A 24,259-nucleotide genomic window follows, 5' to 3' on the forward strand; every position below is an offset into this window, starting at 1 on the left:
GCAGTTGATAGTCGTGAGTTGTGGTTAGTCAAGTCCATCCGATCTTATGATAGGGAGTGGTTTTTTGAAACCTTCAACAAACCGTATGCTAACTCGAATCAAATCAGTTTACATGTTTATCCAAGAAAAAGGTCTTGTGACAACACAGGAACTGGTTGACGAATTCGGCATTACACCTAGAACGATTCAAAGAGACTTAAATGTGTTGGCATATAATGATCTTGTTCATAGTCCAAGCCGTGGCAAGTGGGAGACAACGAGAAAGAAAGTAAAGATTACCTCATAAATTGAAAAATTACATAGGGCCGCCTGAGAGCGGCCCGATAGATAATAGGGCGAAGAAACTACTGAGCCTTGTTTTTGTGTGCTTATAAATAAAACCCCGCATTCGGTATGCGGGGTTTTTGTCATGCTTGCGGCTCATTGAGCAAATGAAGCTCTTCCTCTGTCAGCTCACGGTATTCTCCGGGTGCCAGAGCGGGATCTAGGGAAACGCGTCCCATCGAAAGCCGCTTCAGATAAACCACTTCATTGCCGACAGCCTTTGCCATTTGCTTGACCTGATGGTATTTTCCTTCTGTAATTGTCAGGTATATCACGGTATTGCCACTGTCGTTTGTTTTGATTTCCGCTTTTGCCGGCTTTGTTTTATAGCCGCCCTCTATGTAGACACCCGTTTCCAAATTGGAGATGTCTTCCCGAGAAATCTGTGATTTTAAATGGACTTCATACGTTTTTGGAACATGCTTTTTAGGAGAAAGGAGCCGATGTGCGAGCTGCCCGTCATTTGTGAGCAGCAAAAAGCCCTCTGTATCTTTATCAAGCCTGCCGGCTGGAAATGGCTCAAATCTCATCTCCTCCGGCGTCAGCAGATCGACCACTGTTTGCTGCCGGCTGTCCTCAGTCGCCGACAGCACGCCCTGCGGTTTATTCATCATAAGATAAATGAACTCTCGATAATCAACCGGTTCCCCGTATACGGTCACCTCCTGCGTATCAGGATCAACGTGCGCCTTTACATCTTTGGCAGGTTTGCCGTCGATCATCACGGCTCCAGCCTTCACAACGGCTTTGACTTCTTTTCTGGAACCATACCCGCTGTTGGCAAGCAGCTTATCAAGTCTCATTCCCAATCTCTCCTTTATAAAAGAAAGCCCGCAGCATGCGAGCCCTCAGTTTCATCATATCTAGTTCATCAGCCTGCATGTCTGCCTTTCCTTAAGAAACCTGGCAAACGGCGGCCTAAAATTTTCTGCAAAAATCCTAATCGGTAGCCGCAATACAGGTAGACTGCTCCGCCAACAGCGGCTGCGATCACCACAACAATCGCAGCTTGCAGCTGGCCATCCTGATAGGAAATAAAGAAGCCTAATACCCACTGCACGATTTTCACGGCAATACCCATAATGGCTGATAAGACCAGCATCAAAACAGTTCGTTTAACAAGTATCTTATACGAATAGCCTGCATGGCGCTTAATCATGATAAACCCATATAAAAGGGAAGCGATATATCCAAGCGCCGTCGCTAAAATCGCTCCGTCAGCCTGCATCAGCTTGATCAGCGGAACATTCAGCACAAGCTTGATCACGACGCCGATCACAAGGCTGACAACTGCAAATTTTTGCTTATTGATGCCCTGCAGAATGGCTGCGTTGACTGTAAACAAAGAGAACAGAATTGCGACTGGCGAATACCATAGCAAAATGTTTGCCCCCAGTTCAGGGTGAAGGCTCTCTGACCCGTAAAAGAACGTATACGTCGGTCCTGACAATAGAGAGATCCCGACAACAGCCGGAATAATTAAAAACAGGATCGTCTGCATCGTTTGATTAATCTGCTGATTTAACAGCTTATAGTTTCCGCTTGTAAACGATTCAGTAATCGTTGGAATTAATGTCAGTCCGAAAGCAGTTGCTAGGGAAACCGGGATCATCACGAGCTTCTGAACATACAGGGTTAGAATCGCAAGCATGTCTTGGCTGATGGCTTGATGACCGGCTTCAATCATCGCTTTGTTAAACGTATTTGTATCAATATAGTTATACAAAGGGATGGCTAGTCCGACAAAAACGTACGGAGCAGCATAGCTGAACAGCTCGAAAAACATTTTCTTGTAGCTTAGATTTGCTGTCGGACCCGTATTCGGCATCATCGCCAGCAGGCTGCCCTTCCGTTTGTTCCAATAAATATAAAGCACGACCAGCCCTCCGAAGGCACCGATCAGCGCTGCGAAGGTTGCATAGCCCACAGCGATGACAAGGCCGCCGTTGAAAACCTTCAAAATCAAGAATGTCGCACTCAATAGAAAGATGATGCGGACAATCTGTTCAACGACTTGGGAAACAGCTGTCGGACCCATCATTTGGTGCCCTTGAAAGAATCCGCGGACAAGGCTCATAATCGGTACGACCAAAAGCGCTAAGCTGACCATGCGGATGACATAAACGACATGATCAATTGTCAAGCCGTTATTATCCTTGCCTCCCAGCGATATTTCCGCAAACATCGGAGCCGATAGATACAGAATGAAAAAGGCTATCATTCCTGTGACGAGCATAACCGACATGCCCGCCTTGAGCATTTTCCTGCTTGTCTCATAATCCCCTTTTGAATTATATTTGGAAACAAATTTAGAAACAGCGGCCGGAAAGCCCATCGTAGCAATATTCAAAAATAAAGTGTATTGGTTGTATCCGTATTGAAATAATGCACCGCCTGTCGCCCCGACCATAATGCTGAAGGGAATTAAATAGACCATCCCCAGAATCCGCGATATATATGTACCGAGCGTTAATACAAACGTGCCTCTTAACAGTTTGCTTGACATGTTTCTTCATCACCATTTTCTACGAAGATTCAACTTTTCTATTTTACCACAACTGGGCATTTAGACGGTAATAAATACAAAAGCAATCCTGTGAACATTCATGTCCGCCGGCAAAAGACGTTTAAGGAGCGGCTTTCTTTCGCTATAATAGTACTGCGGACGGGGTGTCCGCACACGAAATGAAAAGAAAGTTGATGATAAAGATGAAACAATATGACGTAATCGTAATCGGCGGAGGCCCTTCAGGCTTGATGGCTGCGATTGCAGCAGGAGAACAGGGCGCTGGCGTGTTGCTGATAGATAAAGGAAATAAATTAGGTCGGAAACTCGCGATTTCCGGGGGCGGCCGCTGTAATGTGACGAACCGCCTTCCTGTGGAAGAAATTATCAAGCACATCCCCGGCAACGGGCGTTTTTTATACAGCGCGTTTTCTGAATTTAATAATGAAGACATTATCAAGTTTTTTGAAAACCTCGGCATTCAATTGAAGGAAGAGGATCACGGCCGGATGTTCCCTGTGACCGACAAAGCCCAAAGTGTCGTAGACGCGCTGTTAAACAGGCTGAAGCAGCTCCGTGTAACAATCAGAACGAACGAGAAAATTAAATCTGTTTTATATGAAGATGGACAGGCAGCAGGGATTGTGACGAATAATGGCGAAATGATCCATAGCCAGGCAGTCATTATCGCTGTCGGCGGTAAAAGCGTGCCTCATACCGGAAGCACGGGAGACGGCTATGAATGGGCTGAAGCCGCGGGCCATACCATAACAGAGCTGTTTCCGACAGAGGTTCCCGTCACTTCTGGCGAACCGTTCATTAAGCAAAAAACACTTCAGGGCTTATCACTAAGAGATGTAGCCGTCAGTGTGTTAAATAAAAAAGGCAAACCGATTATCACACATAAAATGGACATGCTGTTTACCCATTTCGGCCTCTCAGGACCTGCCATTCTCAGATGCAGCCAATTTGTCGTAAAAGAGCTGAAAAAACAGCCTCAAGTGCCGATCAGAATCGACTTGTATCCTGATATCAATGAAGAAACGCTTTTCCAAAAGATGTATAAAGAACTGAAGGAAGCACCGAAAAAAACCATTAAAAACGTGCTGAAGCCTTGGATGCAGGAGCGCTATCTCCTATTCCTGCTCGAAAAAAACGGCATCTCTCCGAACGTATCGTTTTCTGAGCTGCCGAAGGATCCTTTCAGACAATTTGTAAGGGACTGCAAGCAGTTTACTGTCCTCGCAAATGGCACACTGTCGCTTGATAAGGCATTTGTCACGGGAGGCGGGGTATCTGTAAAAGAAATTGACCCGAAAAAAATGGCTTCTAAAAAAATGGAGGGGCTTTATTTTTGCGGTGAAATTCTGGATATCCACGGCTACACAGGCGGATACAACATTACCTCCGCCCTTGTCACAGGCAGGCTTGCAGGGCTAAATGCCGGGCAATACGCCCGTTCTTAATCATTACTCTTTAAATCTCTTGCCGCCAAACTCACATTTGAACATTCCCCGCATTCATGTTAGGGTGAGACTTGTTTTGTTTCACCTGATTGCGGGGTAATTTTAAGAGAGGAATGAGCTGCCATCGTACGACCATACTAAGCCTGCGAGCAAGATATAGGCGTACACAAAAAATTAGAGGGTGAGAAATGTTGAAACATATATCTAGTGTATTTTGGATTGTGATTGCAATCACAGCTGCAGCTGTATTATGGGGTGTTATTTCTCCTGACAGCCTGCAAAATGTGTCTCAATCGGCACAAGCATTTATTACCGATTCATTTGGTTGGTATTATCTTTTAGTTGTCTCTTTGTTTGTCGGGTTTTGTCTCTTTTTGATTTTCAGCCCGATCGGAAAAATCAAACTCGGAAAGCCTGATGAAAAACCGGAATTCGGGTTATTATCATGGTTTGCCATGCTGTTCAGCGCAGGCATGGGAATCGGCTTAGTATTCTACGGTGCGGCTGAACCGATCAGCCATTACGCAATTAGCTCTCCATCAGGTGAAACAGAAACCCCCCAAGCCTTCAGAGATGCACTCCGCTATACGTTTTTCCACTGGGGTTTGCACGCTTGGGCCATTTATGCCATTGTGGCATTATGCATTGCCTATTTTCAATTCCGCAAAGGCGCGCCCGGATTAATCAGCAGCACACTGTCACCGATTCTCGGGGATAAAGTAAACGGACCGATCGGAAAGGCCATTGACTGTATTGCAGTTTTCGCCACTGTTGTCGGGGTGTCAACTAGTCTTGGTCTTGGCGCAACCCAAATTAACGGCGGTTTGAATTACCTGTTCGGCATTCCGAATGCGTTTATCGTCCAATTGGTTTTAATCATTATTGTGACAGTGCTCTTTTTACTTTCTGCGTGGAGCGGACTCGGAAAAGGAATTAAGTATTTAAGCAACACAAACATGGTATTGGCCGGATTGTTAATGTTGTTTATGCTCGTTGTCGGGCCTACAGTGCTGATCATGAACTCATTTACAGATTCTATCGGACAATACATTCAAAATATCGTTCAAATGAGCTTCAGACTGACACCGAACGATCCTGAAAAACGCGAATGGATTAACAGCTGGACGATTTTCTATTGGGCATGGTGGATTTCCTGGTCTCCATTTGTCGGCATTTTCATCGCCCGTGTATCCAGAGGCCGGACGATCCGCGAATTTTTAATCGGCGTCTTGGTGACACCTTGTATTTTGACATTTCTATGGTTCTCCATTTTCGGCGTATCAGCCATGGATCTCCAGCAAAAAGGCACGTTCAATGTAGCAAAGCTGTCCACTGAAACGATGCTGTTCGGAACACTTGATCACTATCCGCTGACAATGGTGACATCGATCCTTGCATTGATTCTGATCGCAGTATTTTTTATCACGTCTGCAGATTCAGCTACATTCGTGCTGGGCATGCAGACGTCGTACGGTTCTTTAAATCCGGCGAATTCTGTGAAACTCAGCTGGGGGATCATTCAGTCTGCCATGGCGGCTGTGCTCCTATATTCCGGAGGGCTTGCCGCTTTGCAGAACACAGCGATTCTGGCAGCGCTGCCGTTTTCTATCGTTATCCTGCTGATGATTGCCTCTCTCTATCAATCGCTCTCAAAAGAAAGAAGAGAGATCAAAAAAGCGGAGAAACTCGATAAACCGAGAAGTCCAAGAGTGAAAAAAGCATATTAACAAAAAAGATCTTTCCGCGCCTGCGGAAAGATCTTTTTATTTGCGATATAAAATAAGGGCGGAAAAACAGTAAAGCTGCTCGCCGTCTGGGTCGCACGCCGCCGAAACCGTATATTTGATATCAATCAGCTGCTCCTCCGATATCCCTTTTAAAAATGAATTGATTTCCGTTTGTAAGTCTTTTTCATGCTCTTCATCAAATACCGCTACCTTCAGCATTTTATCCGCTCTCCTTTCTCTCTCAATCTATTCCGTTTGGAACAGCGTTATGATAGAGAAATGATGATTATTTCGTTTCCGGATAAAAAGCTTTCCGTATATGGGATTTCCTCTGTGGCTCGCCGCCGTGCTGCCCCACTTTCAGCAGTACGGCATAAACAATGCGCATATGACAGTAGCTGATAAGGCTGACGCTAAAAAAAGGGACAATGCCCGGCAGGTACGCAAGCAAGAAAAAGAGAGCAACAGTCAGCGCAAGCATAGCAAGCGTATATTGCAAATACGCCACACTGAGCAAGAGCGAAAATTTCACATACAGACGTTTTTTCCAGTCAAAATGGACAAGCAGCGGAAACACATAAAAAAGCATGGATACGAACAAAAAGCCAAATATCATAATGGCGAAGCGCAGGATGTGCAGAAGGAAATGACTTGGATAGATGAAGGCCAAATCAATATAAATGATCACTCCTATGAGCGCCAGTACAGCGCCGAGCAGATTTGAACGAAAAAATTCACCCTTATATTCCTGCCAAAACGTTTTGAGCACCGGAACGTTGTCCTGCCCCTGGATCCACTTCCGCATGACAGCGAATAAAGCCGCGGTCGCGGGCATGATGCCAAACACGCCGAGACCGAGTAACGTAAAAAACAGCCACAGCAAGTTTGTATACGCAAATCTCATAATCCATTCACAAAAACGCAGCATCCGTCCCAGTGAGCCATCATGTTCCATGGCGCCCCCTCCTTTTTTGCATTATACATTCTGCATCTGAAAAAGCTCTTTCATGCCGATCGGCTTCTTTTCGGCAACCGAGCGCCACATTCCCTCACCAACCGCGATGGAGTAGGCTCCAGCTTCAGCCCCGGCTAAAATATCATAGCGGCGCAGCGGGTCTTTTCCTAAAAAAAGATCCTCAAGCAAAAGCGGATCACCTCCGCCATGCCCCCCTTCATTTTTGACCACTTGTATCGTCTGCTTTGATTCAAAAAGCGGATAGTAATCGATTGTCTGCTCAGGAAAAGCAAACGGAATTCTGGAAGGTTCGTGAAATTCATTTGATTCAATACGCCCTTTTGTGCCGTTGATCGTCAGCCGGTAGCCTTCATACGGGGCCGAAAAAATAATCGAGTAGCTTAACAGTGCGCCGCCATCATATTTGACTGCCGCCACGTACGTATCCTCGATGTCAATTTCCTCGTCAAAAATACACGCGTCAGGCCTGTATGCAGTATATAAGCTAGACTGGTCTCCTGCTTCGAGATGATCATCTTTTATAGAAGCTTTAGAGGAACGGGGATGCCACCTTGAATAGTAGTGGCATTTTTCTTTAACACGGCACGTCCCGCAAAAACGCCCGTCTTCTTCCGGCAAGGGGTTCCACTCACTGTCCGGCCCATAGTAATTCAAGGCGCCATAAGCAAATACCTCTTCCGGATTTTGCCCGAGCCACCAATTAACGAGATCGAAGTGATGTGTTGATTTATGGACAGAAAGACCGCCGGAAAACTGTCTCGACCTGTTCCAGCGTTTAAAATAGCTGGCGCCATGATACGTATCAATATACCAATTTAAATCAACGGAGGTGACCCTGCCTATTTTTCCGTCCAGAATCATTTCTTTTATTTTCCGATGAAACGGGCTGTAGCGATAGTTAAACGCGACGGTGACTTTTCCTTCGCTTTTGGCCTCCGCTTCAAGCACCCGATTCGCATCCTGCACTGTTGTCACCATTGGTTTTTCAGTAATTACATCTGTATCCCACTGAAGGCTTTTTACAATATATGTGATATGCGTATCGTCCCTGCCTGCCACAATGACGATATCAGGCTTTGAGACGCGCATCATCTCGTCAAAAGCATCTTCGCTAAACTCAGGCACGTGGGCCAGCTCGGGAAATTTCTTTTTGCAAACGGCAAAACGTTTCGGATCGGCATCCAGCAATCCCGTAATCTCATAATGAGTTGAAAACCGCTCCAACAGCGGTTTGATAAACATACTGAATGCTCTGCTGCTCAATCCGCAAAAGACGATGTTCTTCAATATCCTCACCTCTATCGGGCTTCAGTTAGTTGAGAAATCAGCTGCAGCGCTTCCTCTGTTTTTTCAGCATACACAGGGATAAACGCCGCCATATCGCGATTCAATCGAAAAGAATAGCCGTTCAGCTGTTTTTTCCCTTTTTCGATCTGAACGGCATAGATCGTTTTTTCTCCTGTTTTATTATTAACAGTTGTATAAGGAGATGTTTTTTCAGGAGGTAATCCGTTTAACGGCTGAAAATTTTCCGGATCATTGTAAGCTTGAAACATGTCTTCAGGCACGATGAAAACATCTCCCTCATGGGCGGTAATTTCAGTCAGCAGTTTTTCCTGAAAAGCTGGAAAGATATCGACCTTCCCGGCATTCTGCTCGGCGGCCTTTTTTATTTTTTCCTGTACGCCAGCCTGCATATCAGAAAAGAGAATGACATGCATTCCGTCCGGCCTGCTTGAGCATGATGCCAAAAAGAGCACTGAGACGATCACACACAAAGCCGTACGTATCTTTTTTGTCATTTCCCCGCTGACCTAAAAAGAGACTCCAGCTCTGTCATAGCTAAAATAAACGCTCCGGCCCCGTGCAGATCGTTTGTGCTTCTTTCGCGGCTGACATAATAGTCATAAAAACCGGCTGACGTTCCGACACATATGTCTTTGACGAGAAACGCGCCGTCTTCTGATGTTTCGGTTTTATGCTGAATCAAGCCTTGATACGCTTTTAGCAGTGTTGTTTCGTAAGCTCTGTCTAGATAGCCTTTATTGATACCTTTTGCGATTGCGTACATGTACAGACAGGATCCTGAGCTTTCCAGCCAGTTATCAGACCTGTCTCCCTTATCAACGATCTGATACCATAGCCCCGTCTCTTTGTCTTGATAGCGGCAGATGCTTTTAATCATGTCCTGCAGCGTGTTTTTCCACACGTGACGGTTTGGATGCTTCTTCGGCAGCTCTTCAATCATGTCAGCAAGAGACATGACATACCAGCCGATGGAACGTGCCCAAAATTCCGGTGAACAGCCTGTCTCTTCATTGGCCCAAGGCATTTTTTTCGCTTCATCCCAGGCGTGATAAAAGAGTCCGATTTTTGCATCCTTCGTATGCTTTCTCATCAATGACTCCTGCAGCACGACCTGATCAAACAGCTCCGGCTCCTGCTTCAGATTGGCATATTTCAGTGCAAACAGCCCCCCCATGTATAAGCCGTCAAGCCACATTTGGTAAGGATAACCGTCTTTGTGCCAAAAACCGCCCTCAGACGTCCGGTTCAGTGTTCCATATAAGCCGCGCAGCCTTTTTGCCGCTTTGACATACCGTTCATCCTTCGTCTGCTCGTATAATGGAAAAAGAATGAGACCCGCTTGAATGGCGTCCAGTTCATCTCTTCTAAATAATAGATTGCCATAATCATCGATTAAGAGATCTGCATAGGCCTTCGCATACTCAAAATACCGCTTTTCCCCGGTTGCTTCCCACAGCCGCAATACACCGCATAAGAAAACACCCTGATGGTAGTGCCAGCGGTTTGCAGGAGGCAGCTCCTCGACTGTGTACGTATTCATAATGGTTTTTGCCAATGCCTCCGCGTACGTAAGAGGCGATTTTACAGCGATTGATTGATCCATTGATCCCATCCCTTTCTTAATAAATTCCTTCCTCGCCAAATTTCTTCGCCAAACGATTCGCAAGCATGACCAAAATCAGCCCGACCGCCGCTTTAAATACGCCGACTGCTGTACTGTAGCTGAATTGGCCCTGTTTCAGCCCTGCAGTATAAACGTACGTATCAAAAATTTCCGCCACTTCCCTGTTTGTCGCATTTAACAGCAAATACACATGTTCGAAGCCAAGCTCCAGCGTGTCTCCGATTTTCAAAATCAGCAAAACGACGATAACGCTTTTAATGGCGGGCAGCGTAATATGCCACATTTGCCGCAGCCGTCCCGCTCCGTCCATTTTCGCCGCTTCATACAGCTGGGGGTCAACCGCTGTAATGGCCGCCAGATAAATGATCGTCGACCAGCCCGCTTCCCTCCAGATAACCTGAAGAATATACAGGGGCCGGAACCATTCTTCGTTCAGCAGAAAATTGATTTTTTCACCGCCAAAAAACACAATCAGTTCATTAATCAAGCCTCCGTCTACCGTTAACAGCACAAACGAAAGCGATACAACAATGACCCAAGACATAAAATGCGGGATATAAATCAGCGTCTGAACAAATTTTTTAAAGAGAGCAATCCGCACTTCGTTCAATAGAAGCGCCAGCAGTATCGGCACCGGGAAAAATATGGCCAGGTTCAAAGCAAATAACACGAGCGTGTTTTTTAACAAGAGAAAAAATGTAGGCTCAGTAAACAGCCTGATAAAATGCTTCAGCCCCACCCACTCACTGCCCAAAATGCCGAGGAACGGCTGATAATCCTGAAACGCAATCACAATTCCCCACATCGGGACATACTTAAAAAGCAAAAAATAAATACACCCCGGCAAAATCATCAAGTACAAATATTTTTGCTGAATCAGCTTACTTAGTAAGCGCTTTCTTTTTTCTTTTTTAAAAATGACTGTATCAACAGCCGGCGCTTGCGCTTCTGCTGTTTTCATTTTTTCCCAGCCTCCTTTCACGGGTTCTTGCATTCACTGTAGCGCAGCAGGCAAAAGTCCGTCTACAATCATATGATCACATCCTGTTTTATCCCTTTATAATCAAGGGTTCAACAGGTCCACCTGAAAAAAAGACACCGATATTAGAAAATGATTATTGACAATATCTATCAATCTTTGGATTAATTGTATTAAGGTGAAGTGGATGTTATGAAATGGGGGGTTTTATGAAAAGAAGCCAATACAAGTTTTACTACAAACTGATCACGTTTTTCTGCCTGCTCAACACCATTCCGGTTATTTTGGTCGGATTGTTTTCGTACGAGCACTCTCAGAAAACGGCTATTTCCAACGTTTCGGAGGAAAAATTCGACACACTCCAGCAGACCCAGCAAAGCATCGAGCATATATTGAAAACCGTCGATCACTCTTTAACCCACTATGTGAGTTCGCCGCCTCTCCTTCGCACATTGTCCGAGCCTTTGCACTCAGACCAATTCCAAATCTATAACCAAGTGAACCAAGAGCTCAATTATCTGCAAAGCTTTGATACCGATCTGTCCAACATGACGTTAGTCAGTTATACGAAAAAATGGTACATGAACAATTCTGGTTTGTACCGTTTGAATACAGATACTCTTCATGAAGCAGCCTCAGCATACACGAAACACAAAGCGAGCCGTTCCTATTGGACGCTTGAGGAAAACAATCATTTGATTTCAACCAAAGAAGGCACATCAGAAAACTGCCGCTACAATATCAATTTAATTAAGCAGCTTCCTTTGAACAGCACAAATACAAAGGGATTGGCCGCCGCAAGCATCCCGAGCTGCTCGCTTGTCAAAAATATGCCTGGCTATTCAAACGCCAACAACCTGTTTATCATCGATGAAAAAGGCCGCATCATCCTTCATAACAATATGTCTGACGTTGGTGAAACTCTTCATAACGACGGCTTTGTCCAAAAAGTGCTGGCGCAAACCGCCAATAGCGGACAGTTTGAAACAGTTATTGACCGGATTCATTATAAAGTCACCTATCAAAAATCTGACTATAATACATGGACTTATTTTTCTCTCGTTTCCCTGCCTGAGCTAAAAAAAGAAGCCAAATCAATCGGCTGGATCACTTTTGCAGTATGCCTTATTTTGTTAACGCTTTCATTATTGTTCTCCTGGCTGGGCTCCCGCCATTTTTACAAGCCGATCAGGGTGCTTTACGAATCATTCGCAAGACATGGAGCCATACAAGAGAAACAACAGCCTCCTCAAAATGAATTTGAGTTAATTGAACAGAGCTTTAAGCAGCTGAAGGACAGAAATGACGACCTTGAAGAAACGATGAAGCAGCAGGCCACTCATCTGCAGCAATATTTTATGGTCAGGCTTATGCTTGGAAAACTGACGGATGAGGAGGTTGATAACCGTTTTGAAAGCCTCGGCTTAAAGCAAAATTGGCGGCACCTTGCCCTGCTTGTGCTCCAAATTGACACACTGAATCATACGCCTTATGAGAAAAAAGATATGGATCTGCTTTTGTTTGCCGTCAACAGCCTGATTGAGCGATGCATCCCGACGGACAAACATCTTGCCCCCGCCGTAGTTGACAAACAGCAGGCGACGATTTTGATCAACCAAAGCGGGACAAAAGAAGAATTCATGGCTGAGCTGAATGAGACTGCAAGGATGATTCAGGAAAAAGCGGAAGCTGAGCTGCATCTGTCTGTCAGCATCGGCATCAGCCAGCCGTTTGATGTGCTGACAAAAGCGAAAACAGCCTATGCGGAAGGCTCAGAAGCGTTGAAATACCGGCTTAAAGCGGAAAACAAGTCGATCATTTTTTACGAAGACCTTGACCAGAAAAAAACCTTCAAAACCCATTTTCCAAAGCAGCTTCAGCATGAGCTGTTTGATGCTGTCAAAGCAGGAGACAAGGAGAAAGCGGATAAATGCCTGCACGCGATTTTGCAAGCCATTTTCACCCAGAACACCAACCCGTATCAATTTCAAATCGCCATCGCCCGTTTTTTGAACCATGTGATTGAGCTGATGCATGTGCTCGGGATCGAATTGTTTGAGCTTGAAGAAAACAAAATGCTGTATGACCAAATTTTTGAGCTGAAAACGTTCGAGGATACCGAAAACTGGCTAAAGAATGAGTTTATTGATCCGATGACAGACAAAGTGAACGCCCGCGCGGATGCCCAGTACAAAAATATTTCCGACAACATCATTCATATCATCCATCATGAGTTTCAATCCGAATTGACACTGGACGAAATCGCGCGCAGGCTGCATTACAACCCAAATTATTTAAGCAGCATTTTCAAAAAAGAAATGGGTATTTCATTCAGCGAGTATGTCTCAAGCTACCGACACCATATGGCGAAAAGCTGGCTTGCCGAAACAGACATGGCGGTCAAGGACATTGCCGAAAAGCTGAAATATAAAAACTCGCAAAATTTTATCAGGTCTTTTAAAAAGCTGGAGGGGATTACACCGGGAAACTACCGCCAGCAAAAAAGAAGCATGTAAAAAACCCAAAACCGCTTGCGCGTTTTGGGTTTTTCCAACATTATTTCGCTTGTTTAAACGCTTCTTCGTATTCCTGAATAATTTGTTTTCCTCCGCTTGACTCCCATTTTTCCACTTCTTTATCGAACTGGCTTTCTGTGATGTCTCCAATCATATATTTATAGGTCGCGTCATCAATGATTTTCTTCAGTTCATCACCCCGTTCCGACTCCGATGCGGAATACAGGCTTTCAGCCGGGTTTGAGACGATAATCTTTTCGTTATCCTCGGTCAGCTCCTCGTACGCCGTCCGAAGCGGATCTCCAGTGTTTTTTAAGTAGGCTTTATCAATGGCAATTAAAGCGGACAGCGGCTGAATATCAGTCTGCCAGTCTTTTACCTGGCTTTCTTTGCGTGTAAACGTTTTGTCCTCACCTTTGTTGTAATGAACGCCGTCAATGCCATAAGTCATCAGGCTATAGACATCTTCTTCGGCAATTCGGTCAAAAAACGCCAAGATCCGTTTAAGCTCAGCTTCCGTTTTCACACTCGTTTTCGGGAAAGCAAACACGCCGTTATGGCCTCCTGATGCCCATACCCGCTCTTTCCCATCTGGGCCTTTTATGCGGTTGATGATCTCGAGCTTCATCGATTTATCAGAGGCATGGTCGCGCAGATTGACCGCATCTACCATATTGCCAATATAAATTCCGGCTTTTCCTTGAGAAAACAGCTCCTGCTGCTGGGTTTTGCTTGTGACGGGAAAATCCTTATTCATATACCCGTTATCACGCAGCTTTTTCATATAGTTCATCGTGTCTTTGTATTCCTGTGTCATGAAATCAGGCGTGAATTTGCCGCCCGATTCCTTCCAATCTGTCGGCATGCCTTCATACGAGCCAATCGTTTTAAACGCACCGTAAATCAAGTCATTACGGTCTGTCAGCCCGATCGTATTATCTTCCCCATCCTTGTCCGGGTCGTCCTCCGTAAATGCTTTGGCCACTTCATAAAGTTCATCCAACGTTTTCGGGGTTTTCAAATTTAAATTGTCCAGCCAGTCCTTCCGAATGACGATCCCCTGTCTGGAAAGCGGGCGCTCTCTGTATATCCCGTAGAGCTTGCCATCAATTGTGACATTTTTATTAATGAGTTTGTTCATTTTGTTTAAGTTGGGATAATCCTTGATATAATCGCCGATTTCCCAAAACATTCCTGACCGGAAGGCATTCATGACTGACGAATTTTTAATATCCTGGATGGTCACGATTTGCGGAAGATTCCCGGCTGCAAGCGCTGCATTCAGCCTGTCTTCTTTCACCGCGTCTGGAACCCAGGTGATGTCAAGTTCTGTATTTGTCAGCTTTTCAATTTCTTTAATCGCCCTGTCTTTCGGCGGCTGCTGATGATACAAAATCGCCATCCAAGACAGCTTTACCTTTGAATCTGGGCCAGCTTTGCCTTCAGCCGAAGACTGATCAGTTCCTTTACAGCCCGCCAGCACTCCGCCGAGTGCCAGTACAAGCACAATCAAAAGCACCCTCCATTTGTTTCCCATCGTACCCCTCCGTTTCATATTTCTTTATCCTTTGACAGATCCCAGCAAAGCTCCTTTTGCAAAATGCTTTTGTATAAACGGATAGACAAGCAGAACCGGGATGGTCGCCACCACTATGACCGCCATTTTAATGGTTTGCTCAGGCGGCGGGCTGCCCGACCCCATTTCAGACATATCCCCCTGCATACCGCTTGATACAATGACGATTTGGCGCAGGAGCACCTGAATCGGCCATTTTGCTGAATCATTTAAGTACAAGATCGCTGTCATATACGTGTTCCAATACGTGACCGCATAAAATAGTGAAATCGTTGCGATCGCAGGAAGAGACAGCGGCAGCACAATTTTAAAGAATATGCCCAGGTCATTGCACCCGTCAATTTTCGCGGACTCTTCCAAGCTTGACGGGATATTTTGAAAGAAGTTTTTCAGAATGATCAGGTTAAAGGCATTAATGGCAGTCGGCAAAATAAGCGCCCAGTAAGAATCGAGCAATCCAAGCGATTTGACCACAAGGAAAGTCGGAATCATGCCGCCGCTAAACAGCATCGTAAATACGACGAGAAACATGAGCGGCTGCCGGCCGATTAAATCACGGCGGGATAACCCGTAAGCCATCAGTGACGAAAGAAACATGCTGACCGCAGTGCCTATCACTGTCACAAACACAGAAACAAGCAAGCTCTTATAAATAATATCTGTTGAAAAAATGTAGCGATAAGCATCTAGCGAAAAAGTGGTCGGTATTAAAATAAATGTTTTCGACACGACTTCTTCTACTGTGGCGAAGGATGCTGCGATAACATGAATGAACGGAAGTACGCATATTAAAGCGAACATCAGCAAGAAACCATAAATCAACATATCAAACAGACGGTTTTTCAGTGAATGTGCGATAGCTCCCACCTCCCTTTGTAAGCGTTATCATATTTTTGGAAACCGAGCTCAGCATGTGACGATATCGTGTCTAAAATGTAGCAAATCTGTGATTGCCATGTCTATAATCATTTGAACAGTGTCCCCGGCCGGGCGGGGGCTGCCGCGAATTGAGACCGATAACAAAAGAAAAAGAGCATAATCTTAGAAAATGATTATGCTCCGTTCTCCTCCTCGTTCAGAAGTTCAGCCGTATTGATTTGTGGCGAAAACCCAAGTTCATTCACGGCAGATTCAATGGACCATGGCCGGCCCGGATTATCAGAGACGGCGTAATAAGTGCCATACCGGATGTTGGTCTCAATGGCGGCTTTGAAAATCGACAGCAGATCGGGGTGAGAAAGCAGTGTCTTTTTCGTCCGTTCTTTTTCATGCAGCGTATCCATTTCATCTGTCACGACTGTTCCGATTCGAAGGTTGATTACTGATAGCTTATTTTCCAAATAAAACAAATGGCCGATCTGTTCAGAGGTCAGCTTTAATACACCGTACAAGTTTTTTGACAGCGGATAATCGCTTGTTGTGATTTCCCGTCCTAAGAGCGAGCGCCCGTCTTTTTCATATACATCTGTGACATGATTGCTGCTGGCGAACACGAGCTTTTGAATGCCGAGCTCCGCTGCCGCACGGCACAGATAATAGCTTGCCCTATAGAAAACATCCGTCATTTTTTCAAACTCAGCGATGTCCATAATATCGTATTTGATTTTCACAGCGAGTAAATTCAAGATGGCATCGGTATCTTTTGGAATCTTCTTCAACAGCTCCTCATAATTTGCCGCGTCAGCCTGAATGGAAGAGGCTTTGCCATCGAAATGATCTTTATCAAGCACAGTCACTTCATAGTCTGAAATAAGCCCTTCAGCAAGCAGTCTCCCAATCACACCATTTCCGCCGGCGATCAGCACTTTTTTCACGATGTTCACTCCCCTTTTTTATAGATTGCCCATTTTCGGCGGGGCTGACACTTTTTTGGCACTCACATTCTTAGGCTTATTCAAAAGTCACCGGCAGCTCCTCAAGCGCCCGAAATCCAAAAAGCGGCCGATACCGCCATTCAAAATCCGCAAGATTAAGGCTGGGCATTCGCTGCAGAAGAGTGTTAATCGCAATTTGCGCTTCTAATCGTGCCAGCGAGGACCCTAAGCAAACATGATGGCCATGCCCGAATGAAAGATGCGGATTAGGACTTCTCGTAATATCGAAGACATCGGGGTTCGTGAATATGCTAGGGTCTCGATTAGCCGCTCCTAACAAAAGATAGACTTGTTCTCCTTGACGGATCGTCACCCCGCAGATGTCAATATCCTCTGACGCAACTCTGGCTGTCATTTGCGTGGGGCTTTCATAGCGTAAACATTCCTCGACTGCGGTACCAATAAGATCTGGATTTTCTCTCAGTTTCAAAAGCTGTTCTGGATGCTGCAGCAGACAAAGGACTGAATTGCTGATGAGATTGACCGTTGTCTCATGTCCGGCGATCGCCAGCAATATGCACGTAGATGCCGCCTCCTCTTCCGTCAGCTTATCCTTTTCTCTCCCCTTCAAGAGCATGCTGATCATATCCTGTTGAGGGTGGCGTTTTCTCTTTTGAATCAGCTCTTTGAAATATGCCATAGCCTGCACAGCCATAATATTGCCCTCTGTTAATGCCTTTCTTGAGCGGGTAAAATCAATCGTTTGAATGAGACTCGCAGCCCACTCCTTTAATTGCTCCCTATCTTCCTCCGGTACACCTATAATGTTAGCTATGACAAAACTTGCTAAAGGAAAAGCAAAGTCCGAAATGACCTCCATCTTTTTTTTACCTTGCACTTGATCAAGCAAATGATGGACAGTTTCAATGATATACGGCTGATAACTCTCTGTCGTTCTCGGCGTAAACGCTCCGCTGGCAAGCGTCCGCAATCGTCTATGATCAGGCCGGTTCTGAAACAGCATCATTTGATTTTGCACATGTGAAAGGTCCTGATATTTGGTTGAGCTCTCAGGCAGCGGGGTGCGGACTTTGAATCTCGCATCTTTCAAAATAGCAGCCGTTTCTTCATATCCTGTGACATACCAGCCCGGATATTTTAAGAAACTCCCTTTATAGATAGGATGAACAGCTCGCAATGTGTCGTAAAAAGAATATGGGTTTTTCAAAAACTCATAAGATGCAGTTGACGATGCAATTGTCACGTGATTTTCTCCTTTCTGTTCAAAAATAAAAGCAATCGACATCATACCGATTGCTTTTATTGATTCTTTCAGCTTTTCGCACTTAAACTGGCCTTCATTTCTTCGACTGATTCAACTTCAAAGCCTAAATCACTCAGCATTTTATGATCCTCCGTCTCCTCTTGCCCGGCAGTTGTTAAGTAGTCTCCGACAAAAATGGAGTTTGCGGCGTAAAGCCCTAATGGCTGCAATGAGCGGAGATTGACCTCTCTTCCTCCGGAAATGCGAATTTCTTTTGATGGATTGATAAAACGGAACAGTGCCAGCACTTTTAAACAATACAGCGGGTTTAATTCGTTGACGCCTTCTAACGGCGTGCCATCAATTGCATGCAAAAAATTCACCGGAATGGAATCCGCGTCAAGAGCCTTCAAGCTTTTGGCAATGTCAATGACATCCTGTTTCGTCTCCTTCATCCCGATAATGGCGCCTGAACACGGAGACAGCCCCGATTCTTTTGCGATTTCAACCGTATTGACTCTGTCATCGTATGTATGTGAGGTCGTGATGTTTGAATGGTTTCTCTGTGACGTATTCAAATTATGATTATAGCGGTCTACTCCGGCATCTTTGAGCCGCTTCGCCTGCTCTGGCTTCAACAGTCCAAGACATGCACAAATCTTCAGTCCATACGTCTCTTTAATTTCCTGAACCGCATCTACGACCTGATCCACTTCTCTGTTAGACGGCCCTCTGCCGCTTGCCACGATACAATATGTGCCGATATTCAGATCGTGCGCCCGCTTCGCGCCTTCAAGCAGCGTTTCCTTATTCACCATCCGGTAAGACTCAATCGGCGCTTTCGAAATCGCAGACTGTGAACAATAGCCGCAGTTTTCCGGGCAGAGCCCGGATTTCGCATTCATAATCATATTGAGCTTTACTTTTTTTCCATAAAAGTGTTTTCTGATATGAAAAGCTCCATGCATTAATAGCAAAATATCTTCATCAGGACAATGTAATATTGAAAGCGCCTCTTCGTCAGTCACTTCTGCTCCAGCCAGCACCCGGTCTGCGAGTTCCATCCATTGATTCATTCTCATACCCCCACTTGATTCATCAGTAATGATAGATTGATATGGTCTTTTACCATATGTAGAACCGTTTCTTTCGTCACGTTGGCAAGCTTTGGCGTAACCCCTAAAATCGGCACACCGCATAAGTGCTCAATCATCTCAGGATTGGTTTTTTCATCTTCATCAGGAGAGTCACTGATTCCATTGATGATAATTCCGGCAATTGGAAGCCCCATGTTTTCAGCATATTTGACAGTTAAAAAGGTATGATTAATGGTTCCAAGGTGAGGACGTGCCACAATAATCATGGGAAGCTGCAACGCTTTTATGACATGACTGACCAAATAGTCCTCTCCCAATGGCACAGAAATACCGCCCGCACCTTCTACGATGAAGCATTCATGTTTTTCTCTAATCCGCTCCCAATGGCTTAAAACCTCTTCCATGGTGACAGTCTTTCCCTCAAGTTTCCCTGCAACGTATGGTGCAAGCGGCGCTTTGAAGGCAAAAGGCGTAATGTCTTCATGAGAAAGACCGGTCTGCGACATGTCTTTCAGCAGACTAGTATCACTATCTGGATGATGGCGCGATATCCCGCTTAAAAATGGTTTATACACCCCGACATCTCTATTATGTTTTTTCAATAAGGCAGCAAGACCGCTGGATATAACCGTTTTCCCCACTTCTGTATCTGTTCCTGTCACAAAAAAACCCCTCAAATGATGTGCAGCTCCTTTCCGATTGAATGAAATGTTTGCAGCAAATGATCAATATCACCCATACTGTGGTCAGACGTGATTGTAATTCGAATACGGCTTTCACCCGGTGCAACGGTCGGCGGCCGAATGGCCGGAGCATAAATTCCCTTGCCCTGCAGTTTTTCAGCAAATATGACCGTTTTATGGGCATCGCCAATGACTACAGGAATAATCGGTGTGTGATCTCCTTTCACCACATACCCCATATTCATCAGACTGGTTCTGATCATACTGATATAAGAAAATAAAAGCTGTCGTTTTTCCCTGCTGGCTTCAATGATGTTGAAAGCCTCATGAGCAGCCGCACAGCTGGCTGGCGGAATAGCGGTTTGAAAGATAAATGTTCTGGCATGGTTCAGCAAAAAGTCGATGAAGACCGCTGATCCTGCCGCAAAACCTCCTTCCGTACCAACAGCTTTGCTTAAGGTGCCGATCACAATGTCAGGATAAACACCAAAGTATTCACTCGTTCCTCGTCCCGAATCACCCAAAACTCCTGTTGCGTGGGCATCATCAACGACCACGAAGGCATGATAGCGTTTCGCAAGTGAGATGATCTGATCAAGAGGGGCGATTGTGCCATCCATGCTGAATACCCCGTCTGTTACGATAAAACGGCGCTGATAACGCTGTGTTTCATTCAGCTTGTTTTCAAGATCATTCATATCAATATGCCGATAAACAACTGTATCAGCCTTAGAAAGTCGGCAGCCGTCGATCATACTTGCATGATTGAGCTGGTCACTTAAAATGACATCTTCCTTTTCTGGCAAGGATGAAAGGACACCGACATTGGCCAAGTAACCGCTCGAAAACAGCAGGGCCGCTTCTGTCCGCTTAAAGCTGGCAATCTTCTTTTCTAGCTTTTCATGCCAGACTGAATTGCCTGTCGTTAAACGTGAACCGCTGCTTCCTGTCCCAAATTGCTGCAATGCTGTTTGGGCTGCATCGATCAAACGTCTATCGCTTGCGAGCCCTAAATAATTGTTTGAGGACCAGACCGTTTGATTTTCGCCATCAATGTTCCTCTCTGGAACCGGTGCCCCATTCATTGACCGCAGATTACGGTGTACGCCGGCTTCCTTTACTATGTCTAACCGCTCGTTTAACCAGGAATCAATCTTCAAGGCTCGTAACCTCGTGGATCGCTTGTTTCATAATGGCAACCATTTCCGAGAGCTCTTCAGCTGTGCTGGCAAGAGGAGGAAGAAATGCAATCACGTCCCCAAGCGGCCTTGTCAGCATTCCTAACTCTCTCATTTTTAAGGAAACTTTGTATCCAATCCGCCGATCAGCCGGGTAAGGTTCTTTAGTTTCCTTTGATCGTACAAGCTCTGCACCGCACATAAAGCCAAGCTGCCGAATATCCCCAACATGAGGAAGAGCGTGCAGATCTTGAAGAAGAAAATGGAGCTTTTTACTTTTTTCCGCTACTTGTTCCACAATGTTTTCAGATTCAAATAATGCCAGATTTTCAAGCGCAACCGCACAGCCAAGCTGATTGCCTGTATAGGAATGGCCATGGAAAAAGGTTTTTAGGTTTTCATAATCATCATAGAATGCCTTATAGATGTCTTCAGTGGCAAACGTAACGGCAATTGGCAAATAGCCTCCTGTAATGCCTTTACCGGCAGCCATCAGATCAGGCTGGACATTCTCGTGCTCGCACGCAAACATTTTTCCTGTACGGCCAAAGCCTGTAGCGACTTCATCAACGATCATTAAGACATCGTATGTTGTACATAGCTCGCGCACGCCTGCCAAATATCCTTCCGGCATCACGATCATACCGGAAGCCCCTTGTACCATTGATTCAATGGAAAGCGCGGCTATTTCCTCGTGATGGTCCTTAAGCAGCTGTTCAAGCTCTCGGAGGCACTGATCACGGCACTCATCAGGATTACCGCTTTCAGAACGATACACATAAGGAATCGGGGCCTTGTAACTCTCGAACATCAACGGGCCGTATACGTGGTGAAAAAGCTCAATTGAACCGACACTGACGGCGCCAATCGTATCACCGTGATACCCGTTTTTCATTGCGATAAATTTTTGTTTCTCGGGCTTCCCGATGTTCTTCCAATACTGAAACGCCATTTTTAGGGCTATTTCCATCGCCTCTGCGCCGCTGTCTGAATAAAAGACCCGCGTGAGCTTTTTTGGGCTGATGTTGATTAATGTTTCGGCAAGCTGGGTTGCTGGAACATTGGTCATGCCCAATAACGTGGAGTGCGCAATTTTTCCGAGCTGTTTTTTTATGGCATTATCTAGTTCTTTTTTGCGGTGTCCGTGGACATTAAGCCAAACTGATGAAAAACCGTCATAGTATTCCTTGCCATTTATGTCTTTGACTTTGATTCCAGTCCCGCTTTCGATGATTAAGGGGTTTTCATCATAATCTTTCATTTGGGTAAATGGCAGCCAGAGGTGCTTTTTACTTTTTTCTATCAAATCATGAGTCATGATCTTCCTCCCACTCTATTAAAATAGGCTGCCTCTCCAGGTCATGTATGTACGTGTTTACATCATTGGATCCATCAATAAAAAAGACTCGGCAGCCCTCTTCAGTCCCGTATTCTTTCATTGCTGTAATACGCTGATAGCCCATTTTCTTACCCGCAACATAGCCTGTTATGTAATCCGGATCGTCCGACCAGCATAATTCTGCAACGGCTGCCGGGTGCCGGCTTACCTTTGAAGCGAGCGCAAGGGCCTCTTTTATTCTTGAATGAGCTGGCACGTGACTGTGAAGCGCCCATTTTTCAAAATTAGCGTCCGGCCAATCCATTCTGGAGACCCGCACCCCTTTTTCTTTTGTTTGATCCATTCGCTTTCCTGTATGAATATCAAACAACACCGCACCCCTGACATCTGACCATTCAGGGATTTGTTCATATGCTTTTTCAATCACGTCTCGTGAAACGCCTTCTTTTTCCAATAACAATCGGGCCAGCTTTTGTCCTTCTTCCGGGCAGCTCACTTCATTCGTATGCACAGGCAATGGCTGAATGGTTTTTATCGATTCATATACCTCTTCAAATTGAATTTGCATAAAATCAGGTTTTCCTCTTGAATGGGATAACCCTTTTTCTAATAAAGCATTGACTGTATGCTTCATCTCATGGAAAGGTATAAGCCGTTCTCCGCCGGATATATGCTTTCCGCCGTCTTCATGAGATCCATTCATAGAAGCCCTCATTCTGACACTATAAAAAGTTTCTTCTTGCATCATTTCTCGCCCTTTCACTGATAACTGAAGAACGTGTAGTGCTTCTCACCTTAATTGTTAACCAATTATATTTTAAGGTTAACAATTAGAATATATTATTCTCTCCTGTTTCTGTCAATAGAAGAAAGCATCGATTTATGGCAGTTGGTTAAAAGGAAACAAAAAGACCGTTTTCACATAAAACGGTCTTTTTCGATTTCTTTTAACAGTCACAGCCACTTTTGCAAAAACCGGACAGCTTCATGCCTCATAACTGCTGTTTCGAAATGTCCCGAAGCAGAACGGACCACTCGGTAGCAATCAGAAGCTCCCTGTCCAGCATAGACAGCTGTCAATTCTTTTTCGATTTTGTCCACGCCCTCGGCCGGCGTTAACCGATCGTGTACACCAACAAGACTAAGGTGCGGGCGCGGCGCGATCAGGCCTTGGATCTCCGATGCGGAAAAATGCTTTGCAAGCGATGGGACGTAATAATAAAAGCCGTGCCTGTCAAGATTCTGTGTTTTGATCAGCACGTGATGATCCACCTGGCTGCACAAATCCACACACACCTTAATCCGGTCATCGAGCGCCGCTGTCCACCACGCCATCAAACCTCCCATAGACATGCCGATGGTTCCGATCCTGTCAGGCTGAACATCAGAGCGTAACTGCATATAGTCCAACGCACTTAAACTGTCATAAATCATCATCCCCCACATCACTTTTCCGGTGAGAAGCATTTCTTTAAATATCTCGCTTTCCGCTTTTCCCCGCCGATCTCCAAATCCCCAATGATCAATCGCAAGAACGCCGTATCCGAGTGAAGTAAGCTCATCAGAAAAAGAAGGCGTTTTCAAATAATCCGCTCCCTCAATCAGCTCACTTTTTCCCCTATCATACTGGCCCCCATGCGAATGCTGAAACAATACGGCTGGGCACGGTCCTTCTGTTTTCTTCGGCTTCACAAAATAAGCGGGCACCTTTTCATGTCCATTTAAATCGAGCAGGAGCGTTTCAACGATATTTTCTTCTCTTTCTTCAATACGTAATGTCTCAACACTGATTGGCCTCCGATCAGGCAAATCACCAAGCAATCGAAACAGTTGCTTTCTTCTTTCGGCTCTCATCCCATCACCCTTCCTTATTCGCTTACTT

At 45.2% G+C, this 24,259-nt stretch carries 22 protein-coding genes; 4 read left to right on the top strand and 18 right to left on the bottom strand.

All coding sequences use genetic code 11. The annotated features are described in order from the left end of the window. Positions 1 to 64: 64 nt before the first annotated feature. Positions 65 to 286: a DeoR family transcriptional regulator gene (locus MHB62_RS15425; RefSeq protein ID WP_003152337.1), complete on the top strand. Its 222-nt coding sequence runs from the start codon at positions 65 to 67 to the stop codon at positions 284 to 286. A gap of 121 nt (positions 287 to 407) precedes the next feature. Here the strand turns inward: MHB62_RS15425 and MHB62_RS15430 are convergent, their stop codons facing one another. Further along, the gene (locus MHB62_RS15430) at positions 408 to 1,127 is read right to left on the bottom strand and encodes a pseudouridine synthase (RefSeq protein ID WP_029318266.1); all 720 of its coding nucleotides are present in this window, start codon (positions 1,125 to 1,127) and stop codon (positions 408 to 410) included. 68 nt (positions 1,128 to 1,195) lie between these two features. Continuing rightward, complete coding sequence (gene murJ, locus MHB62_RS15435; protein ID WP_014480588.1) at positions 1,196 to 2,830, bottom strand: lipid II flippase MurJ; 1,635 nt, start codon at positions 2,828 to 2,830, stop codon at positions 1,196 to 1,198. 203 nt (positions 2,831 to 3,033) lie between these two features. Between murJ and MHB62_RS15440 the strand changes: the two genes are divergently transcribed. Together MHB62_RS15440 and opuD are read left to right on the top strand one after the other, a co-directional pair. Beyond that, the gene (locus MHB62_RS15440) at positions 3,034 to 4,296 is read left to right on the top strand and encodes an NAD(P)/FAD-dependent oxidoreductase (protein WP_003229222.1); all 1,263 of its coding nucleotides are present in this window, start codon (positions 3,034 to 3,036) and stop codon (positions 4,294 to 4,296) included. Positions 4,297 to 4,484: 188 nt separating this feature from the next. Beyond that, entirely contained in the window at positions 4,485 to 6,023 is a 1,539-nt protein-coding gene (opuD, locus tag MHB62_RS15445; protein ID WP_015384403.1) for a glycine betaine transporter OpuD, read from the top strand. A 36-nt stretch (positions 6,024 to 6,059) separates the two neighbouring features. On the opposite strand, the gene MHB62_RS15450 is transcribed toward opuD, so the two are convergent. The 6 genes from MHB62_RS15450 to rmgP all read right to left on the bottom strand — a co-directional run bounded on the left by MHB62_RS15450 (position 6,060) and on the right by rmgP (position 10,892). Next, positions 6,060 to 6,242, bottom strand: coding sequence for a sporulation protein Cse60 (locus MHB62_RS15450; RefSeq protein ID WP_003223398.1), 183 nt, complete (start codon positions 6,240 to 6,242; stop codon positions 6,060 to 6,062). A gap of 67 nt (positions 6,243 to 6,309) precedes the next feature. Then, positions 6,310 to 6,978, bottom strand: a complete 669-nt coding sequence (locus MHB62_RS15455) for a YesL family protein (protein ID WP_032722357.1) — start codon at positions 6,976 to 6,978, stop codon at positions 6,310 to 6,312. Positions 6,979 to 6,999: 21 nt separating this feature from the next. Then, positions 7,000 to 8,286 carry a Gfo/Idh/MocA family protein gene (locus MHB62_RS15460; protein ID WP_032677104.1) on the bottom strand — a complete coding sequence of 429 codons (1,287 nt, stop codon included), beginning with the start codon at positions 8,284 to 8,286 and terminating at the stop codon, positions 7,000 to 7,002. 11 nt (positions 8,287 to 8,297) lie between these two features. Next, entirely contained in the window at positions 8,298 to 8,801 is a 504-nt protein-coding gene (gene rmgS, locus MHB62_RS15465; protein WP_080287623.1) for a rhamnogalaturonan transport/degradation protein RmgS, read from the bottom strand. Then, on the bottom strand, positions 8,798 to 9,919 hold the full coding sequence (gene rmgQ, locus MHB62_RS15470; RefSeq protein ID WP_152550852.1) for an unsaturated rhamnogalacturonyl hydrolase: 1,122 nt from the start codon (positions 9,917 to 9,919) through the stop codon (positions 8,798 to 8,800). The genes rmgS and rmgQ overlap by 4 nt, the downstream gene beginning before the upstream one ends. A gap of 7 nt (positions 9,920 to 9,926) precedes the next feature. Further along, positions 9,927 to 10,892 carry a polygalacturonan/rhamnogalacturonan ABC transporter permease gene (rmgP, locus tag MHB62_RS15475; protein WP_015251423.1) on the bottom strand — a complete coding sequence of 322 codons (966 nt, stop codon included), beginning with the start codon at positions 10,890 to 10,892 and terminating at the stop codon, positions 9,927 to 9,929. Between the two features lie 215 nt (positions 10,893 to 11,107). Between rmgP and MHB62_RS15480 the strand changes: the two genes are divergently transcribed. Beyond that, positions 11,108 to 13,426 (top strand): helix-turn-helix domain-containing protein, encoded by a 2,319-nt coding sequence (locus MHB62_RS15480; RefSeq protein ID WP_032722359.1) that lies wholly within the window; start codon positions 11,108 to 11,110, stop codon positions 13,424 to 13,426. Positions 13,427 to 13,466: 40 nt separating this feature from the next. On the opposite strand, the gene MHB62_RS15485 is transcribed toward MHB62_RS15480, so the two are convergent. From MHB62_RS15485 to MHB62_RS15530, 10 genes are all read right to left on the bottom strand, one after another. Next, a complete protein-coding gene (locus tag MHB62_RS15485) occupies positions 13,467 to 14,963 on the bottom strand; it encodes an extracellular solute-binding protein (RefSeq protein ID WP_003229205.1) in 1,497 nt (498 codons plus the stop codon). Positions 14,964 to 14,987: 24 nt separating this feature from the next. Next, the gene (locus MHB62_RS15490) at positions 14,988 to 15,848 is read right to left on the bottom strand and encodes a carbohydrate ABC transporter permease (RefSeq protein ID WP_015251420.1); all 861 of its coding nucleotides are present in this window, start codon (positions 15,846 to 15,848) and stop codon (positions 14,988 to 14,990) included. Between the two features lie 206 nt (positions 15,849 to 16,054). Beyond that, the gene (locus MHB62_RS15495; RefSeq protein WP_003245974.1) at positions 16,055 to 16,816 is read right to left on the bottom strand and encodes an NAD(P)-dependent oxidoreductase; all 762 of its coding nucleotides are present in this window, start codon (positions 16,814 to 16,816) and stop codon (positions 16,055 to 16,057) included. Positions 16,817 to 16,892: 76 nt separating this feature from the next. Further along, positions 16,893 to 18,080 carry a biotin biosynthesis cytochrome P450 gene (gene bioI, locus MHB62_RS15500; RefSeq protein ID WP_029318272.1) on the bottom strand — a complete coding sequence of 396 codons (1,188 nt, stop codon included), beginning with the start codon at positions 18,078 to 18,080 and terminating at the stop codon, positions 16,893 to 16,895. Between the two features lie 68 nt (positions 18,081 to 18,148). Further along, positions 18,149 to 19,156: a biotin synthase BioB gene (gene bioB, locus MHB62_RS15505; protein WP_017695470.1), complete on the bottom strand. Its 1,008-nt coding sequence runs from the start codon at positions 19,154 to 19,156 to the stop codon at positions 18,149 to 18,151. A 2-nt stretch (positions 19,157 to 19,158) separates the two neighbouring features. Next, positions 19,159 to 19,854 (bottom strand): dethiobiotin synthase, encoded by a 696-nt coding sequence (gene bioD, locus MHB62_RS15510; RefSeq protein ID WP_032722360.1) that lies wholly within the window; start codon positions 19,852 to 19,854, stop codon positions 19,159 to 19,161. Beyond that, positions 19,851 to 21,020 carry an 8-amino-7-oxononanoate synthase gene (gene bioF / locus MHB62_RS15515; RefSeq protein WP_032722361.1) on the bottom strand — a complete coding sequence of 390 codons (1,170 nt, stop codon included), beginning with the start codon at positions 21,018 to 21,020 and terminating at the stop codon, positions 19,851 to 19,853. Before bioF ends, bioD begins: the two co-directional genes overlap by 4 nt. Next, complete coding sequence (gene bioA / locus MHB62_RS15520; protein ID WP_032722362.1) at positions 21,010 to 22,356, bottom strand: adenosylmethionine--8-amino-7-oxononanoate transaminase; 1,347 nt, start codon at positions 22,354 to 22,356, stop codon at positions 21,010 to 21,012. Before bioA ends, bioF begins: the two co-directional genes overlap by 11 nt. Beyond that, positions 22,346 to 23,122: a 6-carboxyhexanoate--CoA ligase gene (bioW, locus tag MHB62_RS15525; protein ID WP_017695466.1), complete on the bottom strand. Its 777-nt coding sequence runs from the start codon at positions 23,120 to 23,122 to the stop codon at positions 22,346 to 22,348. Before bioW ends, bioA begins: the two co-directional genes overlap by 11 nt. Before the next feature lie 209 nt (positions 23,123 to 23,331). Then, on the bottom strand, positions 23,332 to 24,231 hold the full coding sequence (locus MHB62_RS15530; protein ID WP_015251412.1) for a dienelactone hydrolase family protein: 900 nt from the start codon (positions 24,229 to 24,231) through the stop codon (positions 23,332 to 23,334). Between the last annotated feature and the right edge of the window lie 28 nt (positions 24,232 to 24,259).

It is taken from the genome of Bacillus sp. FSL K6-0255 (assembly GCF_045040725.1).
GTDB lineage: Bacteria > Bacillota > Bacilli > Bacillales > Bacillaceae > Bacillus > Bacillus subtilis.